27 protein-coding genes are annotated in these 23,206 nt (G+C 70.9%); 15 read left to right on the forward strand and 12 right to left on the reverse strand.

Going from position 1 to position 23,206, the window contains the following annotated elements:
• Positions 1-42: 42 nt before the first annotated feature.
• On the reverse strand, positions 43-1,005 hold the full coding sequence (locus tag HW130_RS00110; RefSeq protein ID WP_177147246.1) for a hypothetical protein: 963 nt from the start codon (positions 1,003-1,005) through the stop codon (positions 43-45).
• A 186-nt stretch (positions 1,006-1,191) separates the two neighbouring features.
• On the opposite strand from HW130_RS00110, the gene HW130_RS00115 reads away from it, so the two are divergent.
• Both HW130_RS00115 and HW130_RS00120 read left to right on the forward strand, forming a co-directional pair.
• Positions 1,192-1,476, forward strand: coding sequence for a heavy-metal-associated domain-containing protein (locus tag HW130_RS00115; protein ID WP_177147247.1), 285 nt, complete (start codon positions 1,192-1,194; stop codon positions 1,474-1,476).
• An 83-nt stretch (positions 1,477-1,559) separates the two neighbouring features.
• Complete coding sequence (locus tag HW130_RS00120; protein ID WP_177147248.1) at positions 1,560-3,839, forward strand: cation-translocating P-type ATPase; 2,280 nt, start codon at positions 1,560-1,562, stop codon at positions 3,837-3,839.
• 126 nt (positions 3,840-3,965) lie between these two features.
• Here the strand turns inward: HW130_RS00120 and chrA are convergent, their stop codons facing one another.
• A complete protein-coding gene (gene chrA / locus HW130_RS00125) occupies positions 3,966-5,363 on the reverse strand; it encodes a chromate efflux transporter (RefSeq protein ID WP_177147249.1) in 1,398 nt (465 codons plus the stop codon).
• 214 nt (positions 5,364-5,577) lie between these two features.
• On the opposite strand from chrA, the gene HW130_RS00130 reads away from it, so the two are divergent.
• The 5 genes from HW130_RS00130 (at position 5,578) to HW130_RS00150 (ending at position 7,694) form a co-directional block, all read left to right on the forward strand.
• Positions 5,578-6,063: a Chromate resistance protein ChrB gene (locus tag HW130_RS00130; protein ID WP_177147250.1), complete on the forward strand. Its 486-nt coding sequence runs from the start codon at positions 5,578-5,580 to the stop codon at positions 6,061-6,063.
• Positions 6,060-6,494, forward strand: a complete 435-nt coding sequence (locus HW130_RS00135; protein WP_177147251.1) for a chromate resistance protein ChrB domain-containing protein — start codon at positions 6,060-6,062, stop codon at positions 6,492-6,494. Before HW130_RS00130 ends, HW130_RS00135 begins: the two co-directional genes overlap by 4 nt.
• A 131-nt stretch (positions 6,495-6,625) precedes the next feature.
• The gene (locus HW130_RS00140) at positions 6,626-7,009 is read left to right on the forward strand and encodes a hypothetical protein (protein WP_256355711.1); all 384 of its coding nucleotides are present in this window, start codon (positions 6,626-6,628) and stop codon (positions 7,007-7,009) included.
• Positions 6,985-7,269 (forward strand): hypothetical protein, encoded by a 285-nt coding sequence (locus tag HW130_RS00145; RefSeq protein WP_218182962.1) that lies wholly within the window; start codon positions 6,985-6,987, stop codon positions 7,267-7,269. Before HW130_RS00140 ends, HW130_RS00145 begins: the two co-directional genes overlap by 25 nt.
• 137 nt (positions 7,270-7,406) lie before the next feature.
• A complete protein-coding gene (locus HW130_RS00150; protein WP_256097046.1) occupies positions 7,407-7,694 on the forward strand; it encodes a metal-sensitive transcriptional regulator in 288 nt (95 codons plus the stop codon).
• Between the two features lie 40 nt (positions 7,695-7,734).
• Here HW130_RS00150 and HW130_RS00155 read toward each other — a convergent pair whose 3' ends face one another.
• The 3 genes from HW130_RS00155 to HW130_RS00165 form a co-directional block, all read right to left on the reverse strand.
• Positions 7,735-8,646, reverse strand: a complete 912-nt coding sequence (locus HW130_RS00155; RefSeq protein ID WP_177147252.1) for a F510_1955 family glycosylhydrolase — start codon at positions 8,644-8,646, stop codon at positions 7,735-7,737.
• A 96-nt stretch (positions 8,647-8,742) separates the two neighbouring features.
• Positions 8,743-9,369, reverse strand: coding sequence for a DUF305 domain-containing protein (locus HW130_RS00160; protein ID WP_177147253.1), 627 nt, complete (start codon positions 9,367-9,369; stop codon positions 8,743-8,745).
• A 104-nt stretch (positions 9,370-9,473) separates the two neighbouring features.
• Positions 9,474-9,914, reverse strand: a complete 441-nt coding sequence (locus tag HW130_RS00165) for a DUF6153 family protein (RefSeq protein ID WP_177147254.1) — start codon at positions 9,912-9,914, stop codon at positions 9,474-9,476.
• Positions 9,915-10,070: 156 nt separating this feature from the next.
• Here HW130_RS00165 and HW130_RS00170 point away from each other — a divergent pair, with 156 nt between their 5' ends.
• The 5 genes from HW130_RS00170 to HW130_RS00190 all read left to right on the forward strand — a co-directional run bounded on the left by HW130_RS00170 (position 10,071) and on the right by HW130_RS00190 (position 14,418).
• Entirely contained in the window at positions 10,071-11,519 is a 1,449-nt protein-coding gene (locus HW130_RS00170) for an MFS transporter (RefSeq protein ID WP_177147255.1), read from the forward strand.
• Between the two features lie 159 nt (positions 11,520-11,678).
• Positions 11,679-12,110, forward strand: coding sequence for a DUF6153 family protein (locus HW130_RS00175; RefSeq protein ID WP_177147256.1), 432 nt, complete (start codon positions 11,679-11,681; stop codon positions 12,108-12,110).
• Between the two features lie 89 nt (positions 12,111-12,199).
• Positions 12,200-12,877, forward strand: coding sequence for a DUF3784 domain-containing protein (locus tag HW130_RS00180; RefSeq protein ID WP_177147257.1), 678 nt, complete (start codon positions 12,200-12,202; stop codon positions 12,875-12,877).
• Between the two features lie 463 nt (positions 12,878-13,340).
• Entirely contained in the window at positions 13,341-13,862 is a 522-nt protein-coding gene (locus tag HW130_RS00185) for a DUF4396 domain-containing protein (RefSeq protein WP_177147258.1), read from the forward strand.
• Positions 13,863-14,007: 145 nt separating this feature from the next.
• Positions 14,008-14,418, forward strand: a complete 411-nt coding sequence (locus HW130_RS00190; RefSeq protein ID WP_177147259.1) for a four-helix bundle copper-binding protein — start codon at positions 14,008-14,010, stop codon at positions 14,416-14,418.
• Positions 14,419-15,156: 738 nt separating this feature from the next.
• On the opposite strand, the gene HW130_RS00195 is transcribed toward HW130_RS00190, so the two are convergent.
• Both HW130_RS00195 and HW130_RS00200 read right to left on the reverse strand, forming a co-directional pair.
• A complete protein-coding gene (locus tag HW130_RS00195; protein ID WP_256355712.1) occupies positions 15,157-15,681 on the reverse strand; it encodes a hypothetical protein in 525 nt (174 codons plus the stop codon).
• A complete protein-coding gene (locus tag HW130_RS00200) occupies positions 15,678-15,818 on the reverse strand; it encodes a hypothetical protein (protein ID WP_177147260.1) in 141 nt (46 codons plus the stop codon). Before HW130_RS00200 ends, HW130_RS00195 begins: the two co-directional genes overlap by 4 nt.
• Before the next feature lie 98 nt (positions 15,819-15,916).
• On the opposite strand from HW130_RS00200, the gene HW130_RS00205 reads away from it, so the two are divergent.
• Positions 15,917-16,486: a TetR/AcrR family transcriptional regulator gene (locus tag HW130_RS00205; protein ID WP_177147261.1), complete on the forward strand. Its 570-nt coding sequence runs from the start codon at positions 15,917-15,919 to the stop codon at positions 16,484-16,486.
• 264 nt (positions 16,487-16,750) lie between these two features.
• Here the strand turns inward: HW130_RS00205 and HW130_RS00210 are convergent, their stop codons facing one another.
• A complete protein-coding gene (locus HW130_RS00210) occupies positions 16,751-17,716 on the reverse strand; it encodes a pirin family protein (protein ID WP_177147262.1) in 966 nt (321 codons plus the stop codon).
• A gap of 125 nt (positions 17,717-17,841) precedes the next feature.
• Here HW130_RS00210 and HW130_RS00215 point away from each other — a divergent pair, with 125 nt between their 5' ends.
• Positions 17,842-18,186, forward strand: coding sequence for a tetratricopeptide repeat protein (locus tag HW130_RS00215; RefSeq protein WP_177147263.1), 345 nt, complete (start codon positions 17,842-17,844; stop codon positions 18,184-18,186).
• 148 nt (positions 18,187-18,334) lie between these two features.
• Here HW130_RS00215 and HW130_RS00220 read toward each other — a convergent pair whose 3' ends face one another.
• Both HW130_RS00220 and HW130_RS00225 read right to left on the reverse strand, forming a co-directional pair.
• Positions 18,335-19,561: a glycoside hydrolase family 64 protein gene (locus HW130_RS00220; RefSeq protein ID WP_177147264.1), complete on the reverse strand. Its 1,227-nt coding sequence runs from the start codon at positions 19,559-19,561 to the stop codon at positions 18,335-18,337.
• A 168-nt stretch (positions 19,562-19,729) separates the two neighbouring features.
• Positions 19,730-21,163: an NAD(P)/FAD-dependent oxidoreductase gene (locus HW130_RS00225; RefSeq protein ID WP_177147265.1), complete on the reverse strand. Its 1,434-nt coding sequence runs from the start codon at positions 21,161-21,163 to the stop codon at positions 19,730-19,732.
• 119 nt (positions 21,164-21,282) lie between these two features.
• Here HW130_RS00225 and trxA point away from each other — a divergent pair, with 119 nt between their 5' ends.
• Positions 21,283-21,669: a thioredoxin gene (gene trxA / locus HW130_RS00230; RefSeq protein WP_177147266.1), complete on the forward strand. Its 387-nt coding sequence runs from the start codon at positions 21,283-21,285 to the stop codon at positions 21,667-21,669.
• A gap of 245 nt (positions 21,670-21,914) precedes the next feature.
• On the opposite strand, the gene HW130_RS00235 is transcribed toward trxA, so the two are convergent.
• Both HW130_RS00235 and HW130_RS00240 read right to left on the reverse strand, forming a co-directional pair.
• Positions 21,915-22,184 (reverse strand): hypothetical protein, encoded by a 270-nt coding sequence (locus HW130_RS00235; RefSeq protein ID WP_177147267.1) that lies wholly within the window; start codon positions 22,182-22,184, stop codon positions 21,915-21,917.
• Positions 22,185-22,298: 114 nt separating this feature from the next.
• Entirely contained in the window at positions 22,299-23,171 is an 873-nt protein-coding gene (locus HW130_RS00240) for a TIGR02452 family protein (RefSeq protein ID WP_177147268.1), read from the reverse strand.
• Positions 23,172-23,206: the final 35 nt, after the last annotated feature.

Here is a 23,206-nt window from a genome sequence, read left to right on the forward strand (position 1 = left end):
AGTTCCTCGACGTCGTCCTCCACGGAGCCGCAGCTACTGAGGTCAGTGGTGTTCGGTGCTGGTGTGCTCTTCGTGCTGTGTGGTGGTGGCGTCGGGGGTGGTGCGGTTGGTGGTGGGGAGGGTGAAGGCGGCGGTGTGGACGTTGCCTTGGTGCTTGAAGTCGAGGAAGAGGCGGTAGGCGCCGTTGGTGGGGGCGGTGGCCATGAAGGAGATGGAGGGGCCGGGCTGGGTGGTGCCGTCGCCGGGTTCGCCTTCGGGGTGGACGTGGAGGTAGGCGAGGTCTCCGGCGCGCAGGGCGACGAGGTGGCCGTAGGCGCCGAGGTAGGGCTCGAGGTCGGTGACCGGCTTGCCGTCCTTCGCCACGCTCAGCGTCAGGCCGGTCATCTTGCCTGCCGCGAGGGTGCCGTCGAGAGTGACGGCGTAGCCGTCGACTTCGGCCGTGGCCTTCTGGGGCGGCAGCTCTCGCGGCTGGTAAGGGCCAGCGACGGCGAGGTCTGCGCCCAGGGTGAGGGGCTTGGCGCCCTGCTTGGCGGGGGAGAAGTCGGCGAAGACACGGTAGTCGCCTGCCGCGGGCAGGTCGACGGGGGTGCTCCAGATCCCGTCCGTCCCGAGGGAGGGGTGTAGATGGCGGAAGGTGTTCAAGTCGCGTGAGGCGACGATGAGGTGCAGTTCCTTGTCGTGCGCCCTGGCGTAGTCGGTGACGGCTTTGCCGGCCTCGTCCTTGATGGCGAAGCGCAGTGGGGCTTCCTGGCCGGCGGCCAGGCGCGGGGTCAGCAGGTTCAGGGTGTAACCGTCCTGCGAGATCTGCAGCCCGCCGGGGAGGGGCGGCGTCGCTCCGGTGTGCCGGTTTCCGTGGTTCATCGCGTTGCTCTCCTGATGTGCGGCGTGCGGGGCGCTGGGGGTCTTGCCGGTGAGCGGGTCGGCTACCGCTCCTATGCCGTAGGCGCTGGTGAAGGTCAGGGCGAGGGCTGCGCCGTAGAGGCCGATCTTGGCTGTGGTGTTCATGGTGGTCTCCCGTGTGGTGCATGGGCCGGAGCGGCGCGCTGGAGGGTTCGACGGATCCGAGGATACCCCCTGGGGGTATTAATCCAACGGAATGAAGGTCGTTTGCTTTCAATGCCAGCCGGGGGTATACCTGAGTCAGTCATATACCCCCTAGGGGTACCCTACTTTCTCTGGTTGGAGGACCTCATGTCTTCGTCCTGCTGCTCCCCGAACAACACCTGCTCCACCGCCGCCGCTTCGCCGGTGGCCGTGGACGGCGTCCGCACCGTGTACGCGGTGGCGGGCATGACCTGCGGTCACTGCAAGGACGCGATCACCAAGGCGGTCGGCGCCGTGGACGGCGTCAGCAGCGTCGAGGTGGACCTCGCCTCCGGCCAGGTCACCGTGATCAGTGCCGCCGACCTCGACGACCGGGTGATCGCCGCCGCCGTGGACGACGCCGGCTACGAGGTCACCGGCCGCGCGACCTGACCCGCCTTCCCCCTTACTCTTTCCGTTCCGGGCCGCCGGAGCCCGCAAAAGGCCCCAGCCGTCCGCCGCCACCAGGAGCACGCATGAGTACCGCCACCACCCCCGTCGCCACCGCCGGCGCCGCCGAGGTCGAGCTCGCCATCGGCGGCATGACCTGCGCCTCGTGCGCGGCCCGGATCGAGAAGAAGCTCAACCGCATGGACGGGGTGAGCGCGACGGTCAACTACGCCACCGAGAAGGCCAAGGTCACCTTCGGCGCCTCGGTCTCGGTCGCGGATCTGATCGGCACGGTCGAGGCCACCGGCTACACCGCCCGTGAACCCGAACCGCCCCGGCCGGATTCCGGCGCGAGCACGGGTGCGAGCGACGATGGGCCCGGTGAGGACGACGGGCTGCGGCCGCTGCGCCAGCGGCTGGTGGCCGCGGTGCTGCTGTCCGTGCCGGTCATCGCGATGGCGATGGTTCCGGCCCTGCAGTTCGACTACTGGCAGTGGCTTTCCCTGACCCTGGCCGCGCCCGTGGTCACCTACGCGGCCTGGCCGTTCCACAAGGCTGCGTTCACCAATGCCCGGCACGGCGCCGCGACCATGGACACGCTGATCTCTCTCGGCACGTCGGCGGCGTTCCTGTGGTCGCTGTGGGCGCTGTTCTTCGGCACGGCGGGCATGCCCGGGATGACGCACCCGTTCGAGCTGACCATCGCCCGCTCCGACGGGTCGGGGAACAACTACCTGGAGGCCGCCGCCGGTGTGACGGCGTTCATCCTGGCGGGCCGTTACTTCGAGGCACGGTCCAAGCGGAAGGCCGGCGCCGCACTGAAGGCGCTGCTGGAGCTCGGAGCGAAGGACGTCACCATGCTGCGCGGCGGCCGTGAAGAGCGCATCCCGACCGGCGAACTGCGGGTCGGTGACCGCTTCGTGGTCCGGCCGGGAGAGAAGATCGCCACCGACGGCACCGTCATCGAGGGCTCCTCCGCGGTCGACGCCTCCATGCTGACCGGCGAGTCCGTACCCGTCGAAGTCTCGGTCGGCGACACTGTCACCGGCGCCACCCTGAACGCCGGGGGCCGCCTCGTCATCGAAGCGACCCGGGTCGGCTCCGACACCCAGCTGGCCCGGATGGCGAAGCTGGTCGAGGACGCGCAGAACGGCAAGGCCGCCGCCCAGCGCCTCGCGGACAAGATCTCCGCCGTCTTCGTGCCCGTCGTCATCGCACTCGCGCTCGGCACCCTGGGCTTCTGGCTGGGCAACGGCGCGGGCTGGACCGCCGCGTTCACCGCCGCGGTCGCCGTACTGATCATCGCCTGCCCCTGCGCCCTGGGCCTTGCCACTCCGACCGCGCTGATGGTCGGCACCGGACGCGGAGCCCAGCTCGGCATCCTCATCAAGGGCCCCGAGGTCCTGGAGTCCACCCGCAAGGTCGACACCATCGTCCTGGACAAGACCGGCACCGTCACCACCGGCAAGATGACCCTCCTGGCCGTCCACACTGCCGACGGCACGGACGAGACCGAGGTCCTGCGTCTGGCGGGCGCGCTGGAGCACGCCTCCGAGCACCCCATCGCCCAGGCCGTCGCAACCGGGGCCGCCGACAAGGTGGGCGGACTCCCGACCCCGGAGGACTTCGCCAACATCCCCGGTCTCGGCGTCCAGGGGATCGTCGACGGCCACGCCGTCCTCGTCGGCCGCGAGAAGCTCCTGGCCGAATGGGCGATCGAACTGCCCGACGTTTTGAAGGAAGCCAAGGACCAGGCCGAGGCGGCGGGGCGGACCGTGATCGCGGTGGCCTGGGACGGCCACGCCCGAGCGGTCCTGGAGGTCGCCGACGCAGTCAAGGACACCAGCGCCGAAGCCATCACCCGGCTCAAGGCCCTCGGGCTGACACCGATCCTGCTGACCGGCGACAACCGGGCCGTCGCCGAAGCGGTCGCCGCCGAGGTCGGCATCGAGCAGGTCATCGCCGAGGTCATGCCCGAGGACAAGGTCGACGTCGTCAAGCGCCTCCAGCGTGAGGGCCGCAGCGTGGCCATGGTCGGCGACGGGGTCAACGACGCGGCCGCCCTCGCCCAGGCCGACCTCGGCCTGGCGATGGGCACCGGCACCGACGCCGCGATCGAGGCCGGCGACCTGACCCTGGTCCGCGGTGACCTGCGGGCGGCGGCCGACGCGATCCGCCTGTCCCGCAAGACGCTGGGCACCATCAAGTCCAACCTCTTCTGGGCCTTCGGCTACAACGTCGCCGCCCTCCCGCTGGCCGCGGCCGGCCTGCTCAACCCGATGATCGCCGGAGCCGCCATGGCCTTCTCCTCGGTCTTCGTCGTCGGCAACAGCCTGCGCCTGCGCTCCTTCCGCGCCGGCAGCTGAGCCGCCCCGCCTGCCGACACCCCGCCCGGCGACCCGGGCGGGGCGTCGGCATATCCGGCCTTGGGGAACATCGGTACAGCCGTTGGCGCCGAAACCGGGGCCGACGCTGCCTGCCTCATCGGCGGCTCAGATGCCGGGGAGCCCGGTCAGGGCCGCGCCCAGCCCGAGGGCGGCGCAGATACCGAGAGTGCGCAGGACGCTCCAGCGGAGTTTGAAGATCAGCAGCGCCGCTATCACGGTGATCGCCAGGGCCGCGGGGCGCAGAGTGGTCAGGTCGGGCAGGGCGATGCGCAGCGGGCCGAAGCTCTTCTCGTCCACGTCTGTGAAGAGGGCGTGTTCGGCGAAGTAGAGGGCGAGGTTGGCAATGACGCCGACGACGGCGGCGGTGATGCCGGTCAGGGCGGCGGAGATCCTGCGGTTGCCGCGTAGGCGCTCGATGTAGGGGGCGCCGAGGAAGATGAACAGGAAGCACGGCACGAAGGTGACCCAGGTGGTGAGCAGGGCCGCGGCCCACGGGTCGAGGGTGCCGGGGTCGCGGTAGGCGCCGAGGAACGCGACGAACTGAACCACCATGATCAGCGGACCGGGAGTGGTCTCGGCCAGGGCCAGGCCGCTGACCATCTCCTTCGCGCTGAGCCAGCCGTAGGTCTGCACGGCCTGCTGGGCGACGAAGGCCAGAACCGCGTAGGCGCCCCCGAAGGTGACCAGGGCGGTGCCGGAGAAGAACAGTCCCTGGGTGGTGAACACGCTCCCAGTGCCAGTCAGCAGGGCGACGGCGGCCACCGGGACGGCCCACAGCAGCAGACCGGCTCCCAGGATGCGCCAGGTGCGGCCACGGCTGGGCTGCTCGTGGTGGAGTGCGTCGTCCGGGATCAGCGGCGCAGGCCCGTCACCGGCTCCGTGAGCGGCCGCAGGCTTGAGGGCGTCCGGCTTGTAGCGGCCGATGAGCCATCCGGCGAGGGCGGCGGCGGCGATGACGATGGGGAACGGCACCGAGAACAGCGCCAGGGCCGCGAAGGAAACGGCGGCGAGGGCGATCAGGAGCGGGTGGGTCAGGGAGCGCTTGGCGACCCGGGAGACGGCCTGGACGACGATGGCGACCACCGCGGGCGCAAGGCCGGCGAAGACACCGACGAGGGCCGTGGTCGAGCCGAAGGCGACGTAGAGGGCGGACAGGGCGAGCAGGGCCAGGACGCCGGGCAGGACGAACAGGGTGCCGGCGATCAGGCCGCCGCGGGTGCCGTTGAGGAGCCATCCGGTGTAGATGGCGAGCTGCTGGGCCTCGGGACCCGGCAGGAGCATGCAGTAGCTCAGGGCGTGGTTGAACCGCTGCTGGCCGATCCAGCGTTTGTCCTCCACCAGGGCCCGCTGCATCACCGCGATCTGCCCGGCCGGGCCGCCGAAGGTCTGCCAGGAGATCGCGAACCATGCCCGGGTCGCCTGCCGCAGCGCAATGACATCGCCACCGGCACGGGCTTGATCGGCTTCGCCCGGGGGGCTCGGGGGCTGGTCGGTGGCGGTCACCGGCACTCTCTTTCGTCCTGATGAAGCCGTACGGGACGGCGGTGGCCTGGACGGCCCGGGCGTACGCGACCGGGTTCCGTCACCCCGCCCACTGCTGTGTAACCATGGTTACATCAGATTTCGGGTCGTCGGAAGGGAGGCCTCGAGGGATGGACATGAACAGCTCGTTGCAGCCTCGGACCGCGGCCGCAGCAGACCGGCCGGGAAGCCGCGCGTGAATGGGCCCGAGCGGCAGTGGGCGCTGCTCTCCTACCGCCTGCCGCGCGAGCCCTCCACCCCGCGGATCACCGTTTGGCGCAAGCTCAAGCGCCTCGGAGTCGGACAAATCAGCGACGGCCTGGTCGCTCTGCCCGCAGGCGCCCGCACCCAGGAGCAGCTGGAGTGGATCGCCGAGGAGGTCACCGACTCCGGCGGCACCGCCACCGTGTGGATCGCCCACCCGGCCGCCGCCGGCCACGAGCAGCAGCTCGTGGAGGACATGACCCAGGCCCGGGCCGCCGAGTACCGGCAGGTCCTCGCCCAGGCCGAATATGCACGCGACACGGACGACGCCGAACGTCGGCGCGTACTGGCCAAACTGCGCGCCGAACTGCGGCGCATCCAGCGGCGCGACTACTTCCCACCGTCCGACCGCCACGCCGCCGAGAGGGCCGTCGAGGCCCTGCATCCCGCCAACACCACGGAAGAGAGCACCCCATGAAGTGGGCCACCCGCGCCGGCATCCACATCGACCGCGCTGCCTGCGCCTGGCTGATCGGCCGCTTCATCGACTCCGAAGCCGAGTTCGTCTTCGTCACCGACCCCGCCCACGTCCCCGCCGACGCAACACCCTTCGACATGCGCGGCGCCGAACTCGGCCATCACCATGGCGACTGCAGCTTCGAGACCATCCTGCGCGTCCACCGCCTCACCGACGACCCCGCCCTGCAACGCATCGCGCAGATCGTCCACGAAGCCGACATCGATGACGAGCGCTTCCACGCGCCCGAAGCCCCCGGCCTCGACGTCGTCCTGCGGGGCCTGTCCATGACCGGCGACGACAGCCACACGATGGCCATCGCCAACCCCGTCTTCGACGGGCTCTACGAGTACTACCAGCGCGCCGCCGCCCTGGGCCGCGAACCCGCCTGATCACCGCCCGGGACGGCGCGGCGCCACTGCTCGGAGGTTTGGACGAGTCGGGCTGATGAAGCCGGTGCCTTCTCCCCAAAATGGGGCCCTGTCGTAGCGGGGTGGAGCCGCTGCCAGCAAGGATGCCAGCCATGGCCACCGACCAGAACCTCATCACCGCTCGTCCCGCTGGCTCCCTTCCTCTGGTGTTCGGCGCCGGAGCGGCCATCGGTGTTCTCGGGGGGATGATCGGGCTGGGCGGCGCGGAGTTCCGTCTGCCGCTGCTGATCGGCCTCTTCGGGTTCGCCGCGCTCTCGGCCGTCATCCTGAACAAGGCGATGAGCCTGGTCGTGGTCCTCATCGCGCTGCCCGCCCGCCTGGCGGCGGTCCCGGCCGCCGAGGTGGCCGCACGCTGGCCCGTAGCGGTCAACCTGCTGGCCGGCAGACCCCAACGGCATGGGCGCCATGTTCTTCGCCGTGCTCGCCGTGGCCGGGGGTCATCGACGACGACATGCTCACCTTCGCCGTCGCGCTGAAGAACAAGGGCGTCCCCGTCCCCGAGATCGCGAAGAAGCTGACCATCAAGGCCGGGAAGAACGCGGGCAAGCACCCCTCGGTGGCCTCGCTCTACCGGGCGCTCGCCGAGGACGAGGACGCCGAGGTGGACGACGGCCTGCCGCTGCGGCCCAAGCCCCTACGCATCCGTCGACCCGAGGAGCCGCTCACTCCCGAAGAGATCGACCTGCGAGAACGCCTCCAGGCCCAGCCCCATCCGAACGCGGAGATCCGCAGCTAGATCCCATGATCATTCTCAGCGCCAACGGCTGTACCGATGTTCCCCAAGGCCGATATCCGGCCCGGCGCCGGCGGAACACATCACCGCACCCCGTCGTTACGTCTATACCCCTCCAGGGTATAGAGTGAAGGGAAGGGATCGCCGTGCACGGCTACACCGCCAACAAGGACGACGTCCTCAAGCGACTGCGCCGCATCGAGGGCCAGGTGCGGGGTCTTCAGCGCCTGGTCGAGGAGGACACGTACTGTATCGACGTCCTCACACAGGTCAGCGCCACCACCAAGGCGCTGCAGTCCTTCGCCCTGACGATGATGGACGACCACCTCCAGTCCTGCGTGGCCGACGCCATCGCGCAGGGCGGCGACCAGGCCCAGGACAAGATCGCCGAAGCGTCCCAGGCGATCGCTCGCATGGTCCGCTCCTGAACCACCGCAGGGTGTCGGGGCGGCGGTCAGCGCGGGCGGGTCAGTGTCCGGTGTTCGTGTGGCCCCCCTGGTGCACGGTGGTCCAGGTGCGGCCGCCGTCCTTGGACTCGTGGACGGCGTTGTTGCTGTCGGCGGCCAGGAGGTGGTCGGGGCCGGCCGCAGTCAGTACGGCGCCCTGCACGCCGGCCGGGAGGCGGCCCCGTTCGGTCCAGGAGGTCCCGTCGCCACCAGTGAGGACCTTGCCGTCCGCGGTGAGGGCGATCAGCTGGCCGGGGACCGGCTGCTCCACGGCGGCCAGGGCCGGTGTGCCGGGAACCGGCCGGAAGGTGGCGCCGCTGTCGGTGCTGTGCAGCAGCCCGTCGCGGCTGGTCGCCCACACCTCGTGCGGGGTCCCGGCGTGGGCGGCGAGGTCGCCGGCTGGGATCTTCGCGCGCCGCTCCCACGTGGCGCCGACGTCCTTGCTGGCCCAGACCTGCGAGGTCTGGCTGTCGAGGCCGTAAAGCATCGGGCCGGCCTGCTGGAGGGAGTGGAAGTCGGCTTCACCTGCGGCGGAGACGGTGGTCCAGGTCGCTCCGGCGTCGGTGCTGCGGATCAGGCCCAGATGAGGTGAGGTCGCGGCGGGGTCGGTGGGTGAGGGGTGGCCGCTGGCGAGGAAGGAACGCGGGCCGCTGATGGTGAAGCCCATCGTGTCCTGATAGCGGTCGGCGATCCGTACGGCACCGGCGGGGGTGAGGCGGAAGACGCCGTGGTGCCCGGCGGCGTAGAGAGTGCCGTCGGCCGGGTCCACGCCGAGACCGTGCAGGTGCCCGGTTCCCGGGTCGGCATCACCGGCCTTGGTCGCGCCGGTCTTGGCCTGCGCGGGCGCGGTGTCGGTGGTCGAGCAGGCAGTCAGCAGCAGGGCGCCGGCCACCCCGGCGGACGCGAACGCGGACATGCGGAAGCGGATGGTCATGTGTGAGGTCCAGAACGCTCGAGGGGGGAGGAAGCTCGTCGGCTCAGGGGGCGGGCAGCTGGCACGGCTGCCCGCCCCTGGGTGTGCTGATGCAGCTCAGCTCTTGCCGAGGAGGGTGTTCATCCGGGCGATCTCGGCGCTCTGGGAGGTGATGATCTGACCGGCCATGTCCTTGGCGGGCTGGTACGTGCCGTCGGCCTGCTCGGTCTTGGCCATGGCCACGGCGCCTTCGTGGTGCTTGACCATCATCGTCAGGAAGGCGGTGTCGAACGCCTTGCCGGAGGAGGATTCCAGCTGCTTCATCTCCTCGGCCGTCATCATCCCGGACATGTCGTGCCCGCCGTGGCCGGCGCCCTCGGCCGGGACCTGCTCGCCCCAGGACGTCAGCCAGCCGGAGAGGGTCTTGATCTCCGGGTCCTGGGCCTTCTTGATCTCGTCGGCCAGCTTCTTCACCTCGGCCGACTCGGCGCGCGTCGCGGCGAGGTCGGCCATCTCGATGGCCTGACGGTGATGGGGGATCATCCCCTGCGCGAACGCGATGTCGGCGGCGTTGTGGTCGCCCTGCTGCGCGGGGGCGGAGGCGGACGGCGAAGCGGTGTCGCGCCCGTTGTGGGCCGCGCCGCTGTCATTGCCATTGCCGCCGCAGGCGGCGAGGACGAGAGCGGCGGTGGCGGCCGCGGCCACGGCGGTGGCGCGGCGGATCAGGGAACGCTTGCTGGTCATGATGCAACTCCTGCTGTGGGGCACGCGCGTGTCAGCGGGCGTGCGGAAGTAGGGCGGGACCGAAGGCTGGCCGGCCCTGCGGGGCCGGGCAGGCCGGGGCCGCTCTATATGCGCAGGAGTTGCACTTCGCTCAATGACGGTGGTGCCCGTCCGCAGGCGCCGGCGCCGGGGGTGACCCCGTGCGCGAGGACCGCCTCGACTTCGGCGTGGCCGGGCAGGACCGCGGGGGCAGGCAGAGCGGGGGCGCCGACTGTGCCGGTGGCGGCGCAGGTCGCATCGGCGTGCTCGGCGTGTCCGCCGCCTCTGCTGCCGGCCGGATCGCCGGCATGGACGCACCCGTCCTGGCACGCGGCATCGCCGGCGATCGCCTCATCGTGGCCGGCGGCAGGCGCGTGGTGGGACGCGGCCGCCGCGTGTGCGGCTGCGGGCGCGGGTGCTGGCCCCAGGCCGTGCATGGCCGTCAGCCCCGCCAGTACGGCCAGGACAAGGAGCAGGTAGGAGCGCAGCCCGAAGGGCTTCACCGCTCGCACCACCTGGCCGTCCATGTCCGCATCGTAAGCGGCCCCCTTGGCGGGTGGCGAGGCAAGGCCGAAACGACGACCCCTATTGAGGAATACCCCTCGGGGGTATAACGTTCGGGCAATCGAAGTCATACCCCCAGGGGGTATGAAGGTCAAGACTACTGTCTTTGGGGAGCGGTCATGGAAGCCGTCAATCCGCGTCGCTGGTGGGCCCTAGGGGTGCTCGCCGCCGCACAGTTCATGGTGATCATGGACACGTCGATCATCGGCGTGGCGCTGCCCGAGATGCAGCGCGACCTGGGGTTTTCCCAGGGTGATCTGCAGTGGGTGTTCAACGCCTACGTCATCGCCTTCGGCGGACTGCTCCTGCTGGGCGGCCGCCTGTCGGACCTGCTGGGTGCCCGGAAGGTGTTCGTGGCCGGCTGGAGCGTCCTGATCGCCGGCTCCGTCGTCGCCGCGGCCGCGCAGAGCGCGTGGGTGGAGGTCGCCGGCCGGGCCGTGCAGGGGGTGGGCGGCGCGCTGATCGCACCCGCCTCGATGACCCTGCTGATGATGCTCTTCGGCCACAGCCCCAAGGAGCTGGGCAAGGCCCTGGCCGTGTACGGCGCGGCCGCTCCGGCCGGCGGCACCGCCGGTGTCTTCCTCGGCGGGGTGTTCACCGAGTGGGCCAGCTGGCCGTGGGTGTTCATCATCTACATCCCGATCGGCCTCGCCACCCTGCTCGCCACCGGCCTGCTGCCGGCCGTCGCCGCCCGCCGCGGCGGCGGTGTGGACGTCCTGGGCGCGGCGGCCGTCACCGCCGGGCTCGCGCTCACCGTCTTCACCGTGGTCCGCGCCCCCGAGACCGGCTGGGGAGCACCGCAGACAGTCCTTCAGCTGATCGCAGGCGCCGCCCTGCTGGTCGTGTTCGTCCTCATCCAGCGGTCCGCGAAGTCGCCCCTGATGCCGCTCGGCATCTGGCGCACTCCGGGACTCGGCGTCTCCAACCTGGCGATGGCACTGCTGGGGGCGGCCTGGATCCCGATGTGGTACTTCCTCAACCTCTACCTCCAGCAGGTCCTGGGCTACGGCGCCTTCGCCTCGGGCGCTGCGCTGCTGCCGATGACCGGCCTGCTGATGGTCTTCATGACCACCGCCAGCGCCCGCCTGCTCGGCCGCTTCGGCCCCAAGCCGCTCATCGCCGGAGGCCTGCTGGTCCTGGCCGCGGGCCTGGTGTGGCTGTCGGCGGCCCGCCCGAGTGGATCCTTCGTCATCGACGTCCTGCCCGCCTCGCTGGTGGCAGCCCTGGGCATGGCGCTCGCCTACATCCCGACCCTGATGGCGGCCATGTCCGCCGCCCCGCAGGAGCAGGCCGGCCTCGCCTCGGGAATCGTCAACACCACCTACCAGGTCGGCTCCGCCCTCGGCCTCGCCGCCCTGACCGCGCTCGCCACCTCCCAGGGCGCGGGCGCACTCGGTGACCTGCCCGCCCTCACCGACGGGTTCAGCGCAGCCTTCCTCGCCGCCGCCGGCATCGCCGCCGCGGGCGCCCTGGCCACCCTGGCCCTCATGCGCGGCAAGCCGCAGAGCCCGCCGGCCGAAACCGCCACCACGGAGGGGGCCGCACAGCCTCAGCACGCCGGCAACTGACCAGAAGGAAAGCGAGAGGGCCCGCCGATACCCATCGGCGGGCCTTCCCCATGGCGGTGCGTAGCGACACAGAAGGATGATGTGATCTTCCTCTCATCGTGGGGTGGGGACGCCTCCTGTTGGCAATTTCGCTTTCAAGCCCGCCTATGGTCGTCAAGCGTGATCTCAGGCAAGGTCCGTCGCGGCCACCACAGGGGAGCGTTGCTGCTGGCAACGGTCTTCGCGGTGGTGCTTGCCGTATTCGCGATGCACGCCGTGACCTCACATCTGCTGCAAGCCCACAGCGGGCACGCCGCCGCGTTGCCGCTCATCGACGCAGGGGGCAAGACTCAGCACGCTCACTCTGACGTCGCCCCGGGGGACGCCGCCAAAACACCGGACAGCCCGGACGGCGAATCCCCCTGCGACCACGGCGGAGCCGGAGAGATCTGCCTGGCGCTGCTGTGCATCGCCGCCGCCCTGCTCGCGTTCGCCCGCGGGGGCTCCAACCGCGTCTATGTGCTCCGCCGATGGACGGCACCCACGCACCGCTGGATCAGCCGCACCGGCGACCCACCGTGCCTGCACCGACTTTCGATCCTGCGCTGCTGAGAGCTGCACCAGCGTGACGCCGCACCACTGGTGCCGGCGCGGCTTCTGCCTGCTCTCACCCACAGCAAGATCTGAAAGGCCTTACCCGCATGACCACCGTTCTCGAGCCCGAGCGCCACCAGACTCACGCCTCGAAACATCGCCGCCCCACCTTCGACAAGAAGTCACTCCCGGCTCGCTACAGCGGGCAGATGCTCTACTTCATGGGCGCCGCCCTCATTGCCGGCGCCGTCGTCCACTACCCGATCGATCCCTCGCTGTACGCGATCATCTGCGCGGTCGGCGCCGTAGTGTTCCTCCTCGGCACCATCGTCAACGAGTTCGTGCTGGCCGATGAGCGTCCGGCGGTGAGCCAGGCGTTCTCGCTGGTCGCGTTCTCCCTGCTGCTGTCCTTTGGTGTAGGCATGGTCGGCGGCGGCATCCAGCATTTCGAGCAGTTCCCCGAGCGCAGCGCCTGGATGACTCCCATCGGCCTGCTCATGTCGTACGTCGCGTTCGTCGCCAAAGACTCCAAGGGCCGCTGGCGGCACCTCGTCAGCCCGTTCGCGGCCGTCGTCGTCGTCATCTCGGCCCTCACGTGGCTGGGCATGATCTCCCTCGCCGGCACCATTAGCTCCGGTGGCCACGACCACGGCTCCACGACCCAGACCCCCGCAGAGCCGGACCAGACCCCTGCAGAGCAGGACCAGGCTCCCGCTGAGCAGGACCACCCGGCCGAGGCACCCGCCAAGCCGGCAGAGGATGGCCATACGTCCCATAGCCACTGACCCGGGCCGGCACCTCGTAGCCGTTCTCGCGGGCCACGCGTGGACCACGCTGGGCTCGTAGTCCCGCTCATGGCGCTTGCGCTTGCCGCCGGCGGGCTCGGGACGCGGCGCGCTCTTGCGGGCGCGCAGCTCGGCGAGGCGTTCCTCCAGCCGGTTCTCCTCGCTGATGATCTTCCCCAGCTCGCCGCGGCGGGTGCGGCCCTAGACCAAGGACATGGCCTGGTCGGGTGCCTGGCGACTCCCGGTGTCTGTCCTCGGGCGACACCCGCGCGTCCGTACCGACCGTAGGTCTCTCATGCCCCCGCGAACTCCTTCCGGTGACACAACCGGGAGTGTGCGGCGCGTCAGAGGCCCGGATGCGGTGACCCGAAAAGCCTCTTGTGTATACCCCCAGTGGGTATACAGTTGGGTGGTGTGGGTCCGCGGAGTCGGGTCACACTGGACGGGATTGGGGATGACGGTCATGGACCACAGCGCACACCACACCAGCACCGCTCACGACCACGCCGCGCACCAGACGGTCGGCGGCCACGATGCGCACATGCACGGGGGCGCTTCCTGGGGGACAGCGGCGAAGGCGACGCTGCACTGCCTGACCGGATGCGCGATCGGCGAGATCCTCGGCATGGTCATCGGCACCGCCCTGCTGTGGGGCAACGTGCCCACCATGGTCCTGGCGATCGCGCTCGCGTTCCTCTTCGGGTATTCCTTCACCCTCTTCGCGGTCCTGCGGGCGGGCCTGGACCTCAAGTCCGCGATCAAGGTCGCCCTCGCCGCGGACACCGTCTCGATCGCGGTGATGGAGTTCGTCGACAACGCGATCATCGCTCTCACGCCGGGCGCGATGGACGCGCACCTGTCCGACGGGCTGTTCTGGTCGGCGCTGCTGGGCGGCTTCGTCGTCGCCTTCTTCATCACGACCCCCGTGAACAAGTGGATGATCGGCCGCGGCAAGGGCCACGCCGTCGTCCACGCCTACCACTGACCACAGCCCGCTCGACATCGCCCCCCCGGCCGCACCTTCACGGTGCGGCCGGGCACGTTCGTGGTCAGGGGCGTTAGCTGGAGATGTACCCGGGGCTTCCAGGCGGCCGTCCCGGTTCCGCCGGCCCTGCGGAGAGGGAGGCACGATGTCCAGCACCGTCAAGGACATGCTCGCCACCTACCCGGCCGACCTCGGCGACATCGACCAGGCCAAGCTCACCCGCTGCATCGAGGAGTGCATCGCCTGCGCGCAGGCGTGTACGGCATGTGCAGACGCCTGCCTGTCCGAGGGCATGGTGGCGGACCTGGCCAAGTGCATCCGTACCGACATGGACTGCGCCGACATCTGCACCGCCACGGCCGCGGTCCTCTCGCGGCACACCGGCTACGACGCCAACATCACGGCGGCCATCCTTCGTGCGTGCGCCATGGCCTGCAAGGCCTGCGGCGACGAATGCGAACGGCACGCGGACATGCACGAGCACTGCCGTATCTGCGCCGAAGCCTGCCGAAGCTGCGAGCAGGCATGCAACGAACTGTTCTCGGCCCTCGGCTGACGCTCGCCCCATCATCCGTCCCCGCCGGAAGCCGAAATCGCAACGCCGCTCCCACAGCAGACGGGAAGGCGCCTCCCTGCCGTGGCGCTACCTCGGCTACGTGGGAGCCGACCTCATCAGCGGTGCGGTCGTCCACCACTCCATGGCCCCCACCCGCTACTCGATGATCGCCGCGTCCGGCGTACCGGTCTTCCTGCTCGCGACTGTCCTCAACGACATCGTCCTCGCGACCGAGAGGCAGCCCCTTCACACATACTGCGCGTGCTCGGTCAACGATGCTCTCGTTCGGCCTCGGCCTGCTCAGCGGCGGTATGCAGCACTTCGCAGATCTCCCAGAACGCTGTGCCGTGCTGATACCGCTGGGCATTGGTCGTGACCGCCCTCACCTTCCTGGGGCTTCACCACATCGCCCCCACCATGGCCGAGTCCGGAGGGGGACACAGTCACAGCGATGTCGTGCCCGAGAAGGGAAGTGACGAAGGGCCATTCCACCCTCCCAGCCCACCGCCTCTCCGAACGCCACCCACTCCAGCAAGGGGCCCGGGCACGATGACGGCCACCAGCACTGAGCCGATATGCCTCCGATCGTGAGCGGACAGCCAGAGCGAAATCCGGCAGTCTGAAGCAGCGCGGCCCGAGTGTCTGACCAGTCGGTGACTGGATCGATCCGCTGCCAGACCTGATGCGGCCCTCTCGGCGCCCGCATTGCCTGCGCACGCCGGCCCCTGGCGGCGGGGGTCAGCGTGGCTGTGGGATCTGCTCGCGCTGGCGGCGACGCCCGTAGCGGGTTACCCCCCGCGGCTTGAACACCGACAGGGCGGCCGCCATCAGGAGCACCAGCAGGGCGGCGGCGTCGGCGATCAGCTGGATGCGCATGCCCTCCAGCTCGCCGCCCGCAAGCGCAGCCTGGGCTGCCGCGTCAGCGAGGTGGCCGACCGGCTGCATGTGGACCAGCAGCAGAAGGGTCGCGACCACGGTGATCAGAAGTTTCGCGATGACCCAGTAGTGCCGCAGCAGCCCCCACACCGTGCCCAGGGACTGCACCAGGCCGGTCAGCAGGGAGGCGGCGCTGAACGGGACGATCACGTACCAGCCGATCACGTCCATGGCCAGGTAGGCGCCCCGCACGGTCTGGGGCGCGTTGCTGGTCAGCCCGGTGACGGCGAGGGCGAGGAAGGCTGCGACCGCGCCCAGCCAGCCGACCGAGCAGGCGACGTGAAGCGTGAGCGTCAACTTGCGCAGCCGCGGCGGGAACAGGGTCAAGGCGTATGCCCAGTCATGCCGCCGCCCGCCAGGTGCACGATGAGGAACACCGCGACCAGGACGATAGCGATCGCCGCAGAGACCTTCACCCAGCGCGGCGCTCCCTCGTCGTCGGGACGGTTCGGTGAGCCTGCCATGACGCCCTCCACGGATCCGGCTGCGGGATTTTTTACGAGACAGTATGTCTCTACTTGAAACCGAGTGTATCTCCTATGGACGCCCGTATCCTGGGTGAGTGCCGAAGCTGTGGAGCGAGACGATCGACGCGCACCGCGCCGCCGTGCGTGAGGCGATCCTGGACACCACCGCGATGCTGGTATCCGAGGGCGGGCTGCGGTCGGTGACCATGTCTCAGATCGCCGAGCGGACCGGCATCGGCCGCGCGACGCTCTACAAGTACTTCTCCGACGTCGAAGCGGTCCTGCTGGCCTGGCATGAGCGCCAGGTTGCCGGACACCTTCAGCAGCTCGCGGGCATCCGCGACCAGGATGGCACGGCCGTGGAGCGCCTGACGGCGGTGCTGGAGGCGTACGCGGGCATCGCCAGGCAGCGGCACGGCGGCGAACTCGCCGCCCTCCTGCACCAGGGCGAGCACGTCACCCACGCAGAGCGGCACCTGCACGACATGCTCCAGCACCTCCTCGCCGAAGCAGCCGGCGCCGGTGACCTACGCTCGGATGTTCCGCCGGCCGAGCTCGCCCAGTACTGCCTTCACGCCCTAACCGCAGCGGCCGCCCTGACGTCCCAGGCGGCTGTGACCCGCCTGGTCGTCGTCACCCTCGACGGCCTGCGCCCCGTTCCCTGAACCAAGCAGTGCTTGCGGTCGCCAGCCTCGCCCAGACACCCGAGCCGAACCCACGCCAGACTCTCCGCAACAGCGAAGAATCGCCGCCGGTTCCCAAGCAGAGTCCTATGAGATTCGGCGAACTCGTCGGTTTCCCATCGCAGGCGGGCCCATGGTCGGCTGCTCCCTTCCCTACGCTTCGTGCCGCAGGCCCGCTCCTCACGACCGACGAAGAGGGCCTGCTCTCGCACCTCGGGCGACGAGACCGCTACCGGCAACCCCAGGTCACCGCACACGCCCCCGTGGCTTAAGCGCCACCGGCGGCAGTGCCGGGGCCGGGAGGCGGCCCCCGTCGTAACCGTGGACCTCGCCGAAACGGGAGCTCTCCATCCAGTCCGTACGGGCCGCCTCGATCTCCTCGTGGGACCGGCCGATGAAGTTCCACCACATCACGATCTCCTCCTCGAACGGCTCCCCTCCGAGCAGCATCAGGCCGGCGTCCGACTCTGCGCGCAGCGGGAGTTCGGAGCGGCCGCAGCCGAGGTAGAGCATCGAGCCGGGGAGCACCGGGACCCCGTCCACGTGGGCCTCGCCCGACATGGACAGCACCGCGTACTCGAAGTCCGGGTCGAGGGGCAGCATCGCCTCCGCGCCGCCGGCCAGGGCGAGGTCCGCGCCGACGATCGGGGTGTACGTCGTGCCCGGCGACGTCGCTCCGTCGAGGGTGCCGAGCACGACCGTCGCGGTCAGGCCCGGGGCGGTGACCTGCGGAAGCTCGGCGTGGTGCTGGAAGTGCGGCTCGACCGTCCGGTGCGCGTCCGGCAGCGCCACCCACAGCTGGGCGCCGTGCAGGTAGCGGGCGTGTTGCTGGGGGCTCTCCTCCGAGTGGCTGATCGCCCGTCCCGAGGTCATGAGTCCCAGTTCCCTCGGGCGGATGGTCGCCAGCGAGCCCGTGCTGTCGCGGTGCAGCACCTCGCCCTCGTGCAGCCAGCTGACGGTCTGCAGGCCCATGTGCGGATGCGGCGGGACCTGCATGCCGGGTTCGTCGGCGATGTCGTCGGGGCCGTAGTGGTCGACGAAGGCCCAGGCGCCCACCATGCGGCGGCCGAGGTTGGGCAGCAGCCGGCGGACCTCGGTGGACTCGCCGAGCCGGACTCGGCGGGGGCTCAGGAGCTCGCGGACGGGCTCGGCAACGACGAAGCCCCGGCCGCCGCACACGGACGGGGCGGCCTGACGATCGAGATTGCTCATGGGCCCAACCTAGTTCCTGTCCGGTGTCCCGGTCCGGTCATGGGCCCGACTTCCTGAGGTGGAATGGAAGGACCGGCCGTGCTGTTGACGGGGTCGGCAAGCGCGTGACCGGGGAAGGAGAGCACGTGAGCGAGAGCTACTACGAGTTCGGGACGGCCGCGGAGCGGTGGAACCGGGCACAGCTGTTCTTCGACGCCAAGGAGTACATGACGGCGGTCCGCATCCTGCGCGGTCTGGTCGAGGAGGTGCCCGAGCAGGTGGCGCCCCGGCTGCTGCTGGCCCGTGCCTACTACCACTCGGCGCAGCTGGGCAGGGCCGAGACCGAGCTGCGTGCCGTCCTGGAGCGCGACCCGGTCGAGCACTACGCGCGGCTGATGCTCGGCCGCACGCTGGAACGGCAGGGCAGGCCGGACGAGGCGGCGCCGCACCTGCGGATGGCGGCGGCGATGGCGGGTGAGCAGCCGGTCTGACGCGTCGGCTCCCGTCGGCGCCCGGCCCGCTGTCCGCGGCGGCGTCCGGGCCGGCTCACGCCCCTGAACGTGATCAAGATCCTGCGGCCGCCCCGGGACCACGGCCCCGGGGCGGCCGCTGCGCCGGCCGGCGGGGCGCCGGCGGCCGTCAGTCGAACGGGTCCAACGTGATGTAGGCGTGCTGCGGGTTGCCGTCGTGCACCAGCGATTCGTGGGCGCCGACGTCGTCGAAGGCGAAGGCGTACGCCTTGCCGTCCGCCATCTGCGCGTGGATCTTGCGGGCGTAGTGGTTGGTGACCGCGTCCCGGTAGAAGTTCGCGTTGCTGCTGTCGGGCTGGTTGGGGTTGACCAGCAGTGTGGAGCGGTTGAATCCGGCGCACAGGGTGCGCGAAATGGGGCCGCGCACCTGGTCGTTGGGCGCGTCCAGTTTCTTGTAGCAGCCGAAGACGCTGTCCGCGTCGGGCTTCTGGAACGAGGTGACCACGGCACCGGAGGCGTCGGTGAAGTTCATGACGCCGCCCGAGACGCGTCCGTAGTACTTGGTGCCCGGACGGTCGGCGAACGGGGTGACCGTGAGCGTCGAGCCGGCGTACTTGTTCCAGACGCGGTTGACGTAGTCGTCCATGACGCCCGCGGGCAGGGCGCCGGCCGCCATGCCGTGGCCGGGGGCGAGGGCGCGCAGGACGGTTCCGTCGGAGCGGGTCTGGATGAGGTTCGCCCAGCCGCCGGGCTGGCCGCGCAGCGCGTTGTAGAACCCGCGGTAGCCGCCGGGCTTCAGCCGGCCGGTGTTCCTCACCGTGCCGTCTGCCGCCTTCACGCCGACCGCGTACGGGGCGGAGAACATGTCGACCTGGGTGCTGTTGAGCCAGAGGCCGGCGTCGTTGAGCGTGTACTCCGACCAGTTGAAGAGGATGTTGCGGTTGGGGTCCGACGGGTTCTGCACGGCGGGCTGAACGAGGCCGCCGGTGGTGAGTTTGAAGACCAGCTTCTGCCCGAACGAGAAGTAGATCCGGCCGGAGAACTTGGGGACGCGGATGGTGAGCGAACGGCCGTTGGCCGGACCGGCGATCGAGGCGTCGGGTGCGGGAGTGGGCGGGTTGCCGCCGGCCGGCCAGGCGTGGAACGTGCCGGAGGCGTCGGCCCAGCCCTGACGGCCACTGCTCAGCTGGGTGCCGAGGTTGTAGACGTGGACCGGTTCGCTGCGGCCCGAGTTGTTGGTGATGGTCAGCGACACGGTCTCGGGAACCGCGGCGCCGGCCCGGGCGTCGGCCGGGCTCGTGGCGTCGGCCGGGGCCGTCGGCCCGGCGGCGGTGAAGCCCGCGGCGCACAGCAGGGCGGCGGCCGCGAGTGCGAGCGATTTCCGTGGAACACGCATGTTCCACCTCCTCGGCGTCGATGTCGGTGGGGGTCGGCCATCTCCGTGAGAGCGCTCTCAGACTCGGGGGCGAGGAGCCGCCCGTCAAGGTGCCGGACAAGGATTTCCGGGCCCGGACACGGCGGTGCCCGGTCCGGACGCACCGGACCGGGCAGTCGTGACGCGGCATCAGCCCCGATATGTCTCCAGCAGCCGCAGCCAGATCTCGCTGATCGTCGGGAACGCCGGAACGGCGTGCCACAGACGGTTGATCGGCACCTCGCCCGCGACGGCGACGGTCGCCGAGTGCAGCAGCTCGCCGACGCCCGGGCCGACGAAGGTGACGCCGAGCAGCACCTCGCGGTCCAGGTCGACGACCATGCGCGCCTGGCCGCGGTAGCCCTCCGCGTACAGCGCCGCTCCCGAGACCGAGCCGAGGTCGTAGTCGACGGCGCGTACACGGTGGCCCGCCTTCTCGGCCTCGGCGAGCGAGAGGCCGACGGCCGCCGCCTCGGGGTCGCTGAAGACGACCTGGGGCACGGCGAAATGGTCGGCGGACGCGGTGTGCGCTCCCCAGCGGTCGTTCTCCAGCACGGGTACGTGCCGGGCCCTGGCCGCGATGGCCGCCCCGGCGACCCGCGCCTGGTACTTGCCCTGATGGGTCAGCAGGGCGCGGCGGTTGACGTCCCCGACCGCGTAGAGCCAGTCGGTTCCGTCGACCAGGCAGCTGTCGTCGACGGTCAGCCAGGAGCCGTCCTCCAGGCCGACGGAGTCCAGTCCGATGCCGTCGGTGCGCGGGGCGCGTCCGGTGGCGAACAGGATCTCGTCCGCCTCCGCCCTGCTGCCGTCCTCCAGGACCAGTGTCACGGGCCCGGTGCGGCCGCCGGGGCGGTCGACGGCCGCGACGGAGGTGCCGAGCCGCACGTCCGCTCCCGCCTCCTTGAGCGCCGCCGCGACGTGTTCGCCGACGAACGGCTCCATGCGGGGCAGCAGCCCGTCACCGCGTGCGAACAGCGCCACCTGGGAGCCCAGGGCCTGCCAGGCGGTGGCCATCTCGACGCCGACGACTCCCCCGCCCACGATCGCGAGCCGCCCGGGCGCCTTGCGCGCGCTGGTGGCCTCCCGGCTCGTCCACGGGTGCGCGCCCCTGAGGCCGGGCAGGTCGGGCACGACGGCGCGGCTGCCCGTGCAGACGGCGACGGCGTGCCGGGCGGTCAGCACGTGGTGCTCGCCCTCGGGTCCGTCGACGACGACCTTTCTGGGGCCGTGCAGCCTGCCGCGACCGCGGTAGACGCGGGCGCCGATCGAGTCGAGCCAGCCGACCTGGCCGTCGTCCTTCCAGTGGGAGACCTGCTCGTCGCGGCGGGCCAGGACGGCCCGGGTGTCGAGGGGGCCCTGGACCGCGTCGCTCAGTCCCGGGAGCCGTCGGGCGTCCGCGCGGGCGATCACCGGCCGCAGCAGCGCCTTGCTGGGGATACAGGCCCAGTACGAGCAGTCACCCCCGAGCAGCTCACTCTCCACGACCGCGGTGCTCAGGCCCGCCGCTCTGGTCCGGTCCGCCACGTTCTCCCCCACGGGGCCCGCACCGAGCACTACGACGTCGTACTCCACAGCTTGGGTCATAGGGTCAGTCTGCTGCCGGGTGTGCGTCCTGGCCACATGGGCAGGGGCAGGAATAGCACGGCCCCGGGCGCCGTTGTGCGGGGCGAGTCCACCGGACACCAGGAAGAGGTAGACAGGCGATGAGCACACTCGAGCTCACCAAGGAAAACTTCGATCAGGTCGTGACCGACAACGACTTCATCCTGATCGACTTCTGGGCTTCCTGGTGCGGACCCTGCCGTCAGTTCGCCCCTGTCTTCGAGGGCGCCTCGGAGCGGCACCCCGATCTGGTCTTCGCCAAGGTCGACACGGAGGCGCAGCAGGAGCTGGCCGCGGCCTTCGAGATCCGTTCCATCCCGACGCTGATGATCGTCCGCGACAACGTGGCCGTGTTCGCTCAGCCCGGTGCGCTGCCGGAGGCCACGCTGGAGGACGTGATCGGGCAGGCTCGCGCGCTGGACATGGACGAGGTGCGCAAGTCGATCGAGGAGGCGCAGAAGAACGGCGGCGCACCGGAAGCCGGCTGACCCGGCGCGGTCCGGCCGGCGGGAGCGGCGCCCGGCACACACGGTTACGGCCGGGGTGCCGCGAGGGCTCGTCCCTCGCGGCACCCCGGCCGTCCGCGTCTCGTGCGTGGCAGGGCCCCGCGGGCGTTCCCGCCGTCGGCCCGCGTCTCGTGCGCGTCAGGGTCCGCGCGGGCGAACGGCCGGTCCGCCTTCGCCGGCGCCCGCTGCACCGCCTGCACCACCAGCACCGGGGAGCCGGCAGCCGCTCAGGCGTCCGCGGCGTCCACCACCCGTACGGTGAGCCCGTAGCCGAGCTCGGCCCCGTCGACCAGCAGCGCCTCCACCGTGCGGGTCAGCGGGTCGATGTCGGCCTCGACCCCGTCGCCGACGTAGCGCGGGTAGCCGGAGGCGCCCAGCTCGCCGGTGGCGTCGACGACGGCCGAGCGGATCGCGCTGTCGGCCGCGGTGACCGGGTCGTCGCCCTCGACGTGCTCGGGCAGGATCAGGATCCCGAAGCGCTGCGGTTGAGTACTCATGCAGGCGACGCTAGACACCCCCCGCCTCGCTCGCATGTCGTCACCACGCGCCGGGCGCCCGCGGCCCGTCGGCGCCGGAGGGCCGGATCTCACGCCGGCACGCCGGAGGCGGCGCTACGCGGACTCGCCGCCGAGGACGCGGCGGAACGCCCCGAGGGTTCTCTCGCCCGCCGTGCGGTCCAGGACGGCGAACACGACCTCGTCGAAGTGGCCCGCGAACCGGCCGCCGGGGCCCAGCAGCGCACGGAACGCACCGGCGACCTCGGCGGGGTCGTTGCGGAAGACCCCGCAGCCCCAGGCGCCGAGCACGAGGCGGCGGTAGCTGTTGACGGCGGCGACCTCCAGGACGCGTTCCGCACGGGCGGCGAGAGCGGCGGGGATGCGGTGCGCCTCCTCCGGCGTACGGCGGGTGATCACTCCGGCGTTCGGGGCGGGCGAGGTGAGGAATCCGACCGGGTACGGGGCTTCGAGGAACTGTCCCCGGTCGTCACGGAAGACGGGGACGCCTGGGGAGTGGATGACGCGGTCCGAGTAGAACGGGCTGCGGTCCGCGCGATGGTGCTCGTAGTACGCGGGAGCGCGCAGCAGCGTCGTGTACAGCGCGGAGGCGCGGCACAGGGCCTCTTCCTGCGCCTGTGCGCCGTTCACGTAGCCGCCTCCGGGATTGCGCGCGGAGGCGAAGTTGAGCACGGCGACGGAAGCGGGACAGGGGGATCCCCCGGGCCGAGGGCTTGAGGAGGGTCCGGGCGCCGCGGCGGTCAGCCGCCGGGCCGCCTGGGTGCTGCTCTCGCCGGTGACCTCGACGACGGTCACGCGACCGGTGTCGGGCGTGACCTCGACGGGCTCGGGGCCGTACAGCCGCGTTCCCTCGACGGCGGCGGCGACGGCCTCCCCCAGGCGTATCTCACGGCCGTCCGGCAGGCGGTATCCCCCCGTCGCGACGATCTCCTCGTTCTGTTTCGCGATCCCCCGCAGTCGTGCGCTCATGGCGGCATGCTCCGTGACCAGTGAGGACACCGGCA

The sequence above is a fragment of the Streptomyces sp. PKU-EA00015 genome (assembly GCF_013387495.1).
Lineage (GTDB): Bacteria > Actinomycetota > Actinomycetes > Streptomycetales > Streptomycetaceae > Streptomyces.